This window comes from Frankia sp. AiPa1, from assembly GCF_023243075.1.
GTDB lineage: Bacteria > Actinomycetota > Actinomycetes > Frankiales > Frankiaceae > Frankia.
This window is the reverse complement of the sequence record NZ_JALKFZ020000072.1, coordinates 1-5063: the sequence shown is the minus strand read 5'-3', so window position 1 is coordinate 5063 and position 5063 is coordinate 1. Positions and strand designations below refer to the sequence as shown.

Genomic DNA, 5063 nt, shown 5'->3' with positions numbered 1-5063 from the left:
TCGCCACGGTAGGTGACCCGCAGCCCCCGCACCCGCAGCAGGCTGGAACCGGCATCGGTGTCCCCGGCGCGGGAGGCGTCCGGCGGCCGCGGGCCGGACGAGCCGGCGATGATCATGACCACCCCCGATCGCTCTCCCGGACCCGGGACAACCGGTTCGCCGCCAGTACCACCACGGCGATGGTGAGCCCCGGCATCGCTGTAAGCCACCAGGCCGTGGCCGGCGGTGGTACGGCTGGCCGAGCAGTGCGGCGTCGACCCGTTCGTACGCCAGGTACCCGGCCCCCACTTCCGGTCCGTGTACCAACAATCAGCGGTCAAACCTGAAGCAGCGTGAAACGAACCGTCCTGGTCCAGGATACAACAACCAGGGCGGAAAATAATCATGCCACTCGAATGTCCCCGGAGCCCGCTTTCGAGTATGGTTCCGACGTTTTCAAGGGCAGCCCAGACGGTTTTACGGAAACGTTGTGCGACAACGTGCGTAATCCTCGGCAGAAGTAGATCGCGATGTTACTGTCGGCCCGCCCAGGTAGAAGCGAAAAATTGGCGGTGAAGGTGCCGAAACTGCGACCATCAAGTCATTACATGAGCGAAGATCCGAGTGAGGACAGGGAATTCTTGCGCCCATCCCATAAATGGAAAAAACTGAACGTGAGATTTCCTGCCCAAAGGTCCGGGTATCGCGTGGTTCGGCGGGTGTGGCGAGGGCTGGCCGTCGCGGTCGCCGCGCTGCTGGCGTTGGCGACGCTGCAGATGGGTGTCGCTACCGCGCAGATCACCACGACCATCATCGCGGACACCGCCAACGGTACCGGACCCGGGCAGGTCAACTATGCGGGCGACAACTGGTCGCCGTGCACCGGCTGTCTCGCCGGTAGCCTGGACGGCAGCTACCACTTCACCTACGACCAGGGCGCGGTCGCCACGATCCGTTTCACCGGCACCGACATCACCATCAATGGTGTCGGCCACCCGAACGGTGGCATAGCCTCGATCGCCGTCGACGGCGGCCCACCCACCCTGGTCGACACGTATGCACCGGTTCCGACCTCGATTGAGCTCTTTCACGGCGTGAACCTGCAGACCGAGTTCCACACGGCCACGATCGTCAACACCGGAAAGCACAGCACCCGGTCACCCGGCACGTTCGTCGCCTTCGACTCGGCGGTGGTGGGCACCGACGCCGGGGCCCCGCTGCCCGCCGGATTCCGGTCAGGACTGCCCTGGCAGTCCGGTACCTGGGCCAACCTTCTCCAGGCCCCCTCGGTGACCGATGCCTTCTGCCAGTCCCGCGGAACCCCCTGTGACCTGGCCAACGTCTACGTGGCCCGGAACAGCTGGACGAACATCGTCGAGCCGTCGTTCGCGGAGCAGAACTACGCGGGTTGGCCCGGCCGGCTCGTGATCACCGTCCCGCCGTACCCGGAGGGACAGGGCAACACCCTCGCCACCTGCGCCACCGGCGCCTACGACTCGTACTGGCGCACCTTCGGCAACACCCTCAACACCACCGGGCGGCAGGGCTCCATCATCCGCCTCGCCTGGGAGGCCAACGGCAACTGGTACGAATGGTCCGCGACCAACCCCACCGCCTACATCAACTGCTGGCGCCACATCGTCACCGCGATCAGATCGACCGCGACCCCGGACCCGGTCATGTCCTGGACACTCAACGCCCACTACTCCCAGAACCCGCCGAGCCACAACCCGCTGGACTTTTACCCCGGCGACGCGTGGGTCGACGTTGTCGGTCTCGACAACTACGACAACTACCCTGCCTCGCGCACCTACGCCGATTTCACCTCGCAGGCGAACGCCGTGGGCGGCATCACCTGGCTGTACAACTTCGCCCGCAGCCACGGCAAGAAGTTCGGAGTCGGTGAATGGGGGGTGTCCTCAGGTGCCGGCGCGAACGGCGGAGGAGACAACCCCGACTTCATCAGCTGGATGTACGACTGGTTCCGCGCCAGAGCCTCCGGGGGGACGTTCCTCGACGAGATGTACTTCAACGTCTGCTCTCCGGGTAACGTCGGCTCGAACCTGAACGCCGCCCCGACCGCGACCTGTGTCTTCCGTAACCCCAAGTCCGCCGTGCGATACCGAGAACTGTGGAGCCGCAACATCGGGAAGTGATCCGAGGTCCCCTGGGCCCCGCACCACCCCCCCGGCAATGCCGACACGTGGGCCCGGAGAGCAGCCAGCTCCGGGCCCACGTCGTTGTCGGCGCCCCCTCAGATCACCGAAGGTGACGATGTTCGTGTCGAAGGCGTGTTCCTGTTCCGGTGTCGGCATGCTCGGCAGCTAACCACGCTGGCGGGCTGTGTGGATTTTCGGGAGGTTGGCCTCATGGCCGCGCGGATGGTCATTGTCTGTGCAGCGATTCTCCCGTATTTCTGCAGGGCAACCGACTGACCGCAAGATCAGCGCCAGAGCCCGAGTCTGGTTCCGGACGTGGCTTGGTGGATGAGCCAACGCCGGTCAGGACGCGGCGGCCGACGGGCGCGGCACGGGCAGGCTGGCCAGGGCCGCGTCGACGACGGCGACGAGTTCAGCCCGGTCCAGCCCGATCCCGATCAGGGAGGCGATGCCCCGGAAGTCGACGACCAGCAATGTCGCCAGCGTCACCGGCTCGGCCGCTGGATCGAGGTCGCCGTTGCGCTGCGCGGCCCGCAGGCAGCCGGCCAGGGCCTCCCGCTGCGCGTCGAAGCCCTGGCGTAGCCGGGCCGTGGCGTCCTGGTCGCGCCCGGCCAGTTCGACGGTGAAGCGGCTGGCCATGCAGGCCAGCCGCTCGGGGTCGTTCAGCTGCCGGTCGACCGAGTCGATGAGGTAGGCCCGCAGGCGCTCCATCGCGGTCTCGTCCGGACCGGCCAACGCTGCCGCGCCGGACGCCTCGTCCTGGTCGCAGTAGTCCCCCAACGCGGCCAGGAACAGCGCGTGCTTGTCGCCGAAGGCTGCGTAGAGGCTGCCGCGGCCGAGCCCCGTCGCGGCCGAGATGCCGTCGAGACTCGTCCCGTCGTAGCCGTTCCTGCGGAACTCGCGCTCGATGGCCGCCAACACCTCCCGCCGGTCAAAGCCAGGTGGGCGCCCCATCGGGCGATGGTATCCACGGATCTGGTTGTTGGCGGAATAGTCCAGAACCCTTGGGGTTCTTTACTGAACAGTCCAGATCGTTGGGCCTCCCATGCCGACCGGGCGCCGCGCACACACGCCGGGCCCTCGACTGCGAGATGCGAGCCACTTCATGACTCAGCAGGACGCCCAGCCCGACCGGGCCGATCCCAGCCCCGGCGCCGTCCCGCCCATCCCGATCCAGCGTCGTGCGGGCGCCGGCGCCCGGCGCGTCTCCCCGGCACTGCTGCTGGCGATCCTGTCGATCGCGAGCTTCCTGGCCCAGCTCGACGTGTGGGTCACCAACGTTGGCCTGCCCGCCATCGGGCGCGGCACCCACGCCAGCTCCTTGGCCGACCTGAGCTGGGTGCTCAACGGCTACGCGATCGTCTACGCCGCGCTGCTGGTACCGGCTGGCCGCCTGGTGGACCGGTTCGGCCGCAAGGATGGCTTCCTGCTCGGCCTGAGCGTGTTCGCCGTCGCCAGCATCGGCGCCGGCCTGTCCGGCGACATCTGGCTGCTGGTCGGGTTCCGGGTCCTGCAGGCCGTCGGCGCGGCCCTGCTCACCCCGGCCAGCCTCGGCCTGGTGCTGCTGACCGCGCCAGCGGAGAAGGTCGGCACCTACGTGAAGATCTGGTTCACCACCGGCGCGCTGTCGGCCGCCTCCGGCCCGGTGCTGGGCGGCCTGCTCGTGGAGGCGTCCTGGCGGTGGCTGTTCCTGGTGAACATCCCGGTCGCGGTGGCCGCGATCGCGCTGGGCGCCCGCTACCTGCCCAACAGCCGGGACGCCGGCGACCACCTGCCCGACCTGCGCGGCGGCGGGCTGCTCATCGTCGCGATCGGCGCGCTGGCCCTGGGGCTGGTCAAGGCGCCGGACTGGGGCTGGTCGAGCGCCCGGGTGATCGTCGCGTTCGTCCTCGCGGTGGTCGCGCTGGCGTTGTTCCTGGCCAGCTCCGCCCGTCACCCGGCGCCGGTCGTGGACCTCTCCCTGTTCCGGGACCGGGTGTTCACCACTGCCAACCTGGTGGCCACCGTCGCCTTCATCGCCTTCGGGATCGAGCTGCTCTCGACGATCCTGTGGCTCCAGGGGCACTGGCACTACTCGGTGATCCGCACCGGGCTGGCCTCCACACCCGGCCCGGTGATGTTCGCCGTCGGCTCGGCGGTCGCGGAGACCCTCCAGGCGCGTACCCGGCTGCGGGCGGGACGGATCGCGGTCGCGGGCGCGCTGCTGGCCGCCGTCGGTACGGTCATGCTGACCCAGCTGGTCACCGACGAACCGCGGTTCGTGGCCGCGTTCCTGCCGACCTGGGTGGTCCTCGGCCTCGGTTACGGTCTGGCGGTGCCGACCGCGATCACCCGGGCGACGGTCGGCCTGCCGCCGAAGGACTCCGCGACCGGCAGCGCGATCGTGACGATGGCCACCCAGCTCGGCTCGGTCATCGGGATCAGCGTCCTGGTGGCGATCCTGGGCCGCGCCTCCGGCGCGGCGAGCGAGGCGGTCTTCCGGCACGCCTGGTATGTGTCGGCCGGAGCGCTCGTGGCGGCGGCCGTCGCCTCGTTCGGCCTGGATTCGCGACCCACGGCGGCGGCTCGACCGGACCTCCCGCCGGTCGCAGGGGGCGCCGCCGAGGCAGGCGATCCGGAGGCGGCGGCTCGGGCGTGAGGACGCCGCCGGCTCAGGCCGGTGTAGGCCGGCTCGGTGTCCGCGGCCGCCGGCGCGGCGGGCGTGGCATCCGGGCCGGCACTGCCAGGCCGGCGGGCCGGTCCGCGCCGGCGATGCGCGGCCAGGCCGCGTCCACCTGCCGGCGCGGGTGCTCCCGGTCGCCACGGTTGTCAAGGATCACGTCGAGAACCACCCGACAGCTTGGTAGGTACCACATACAGTAAGTACCACAAACCAAATGCGATGGCCATCCTCCCGGCCCCGGTAAGCTGGTCGTCAGACGACCG

General features: G+C 69.2%; 3 protein-coding genes. 2 read left to right on the top strand and 1 reads right to left on the bottom strand.

Features of this window, described 5'->3' with window-relative positions:
• Positions 1–698: 698 nt before the first annotated feature.
• The gene (locus MXD95_RS07375; protein WP_250639792.1) at positions 699–2135 is read left to right on the top strand and encodes a glycoside hydrolase family 26 protein; all 1437 of its coding nucleotides are present in this window, start codon (positions 699–701) and stop codon (positions 2133–2135) included.
• A 345-nt stretch (positions 2136–2480) separates the two neighbouring features.
• Here MXD95_RS07375 and MXD95_RS07370 read toward each other — a convergent pair whose 3' ends face one another.
• Complete coding sequence (locus MXD95_RS07370; protein ID WP_250639791.1) at positions 2481–3092, bottom strand: TetR/AcrR family transcriptional regulator; 612 nt, start codon at positions 3090–3092, stop codon at positions 2481–2483.
• A 151-nt stretch (positions 3093–3243) separates the two neighbouring features.
• Between MXD95_RS07370 and MXD95_RS07365 the strand changes: the two genes are divergently transcribed.
• Positions 3244–4776 carry an MFS transporter gene (locus tag MXD95_RS07365; protein ID WP_250639790.1) on the top strand — a complete coding sequence of 511 codons (1533 nt, stop codon included), beginning with the start codon at positions 3244–3246 and terminating at the stop codon, positions 4774–4776.
• Positions 4777–5063: the final 287 nt, after the last annotated feature.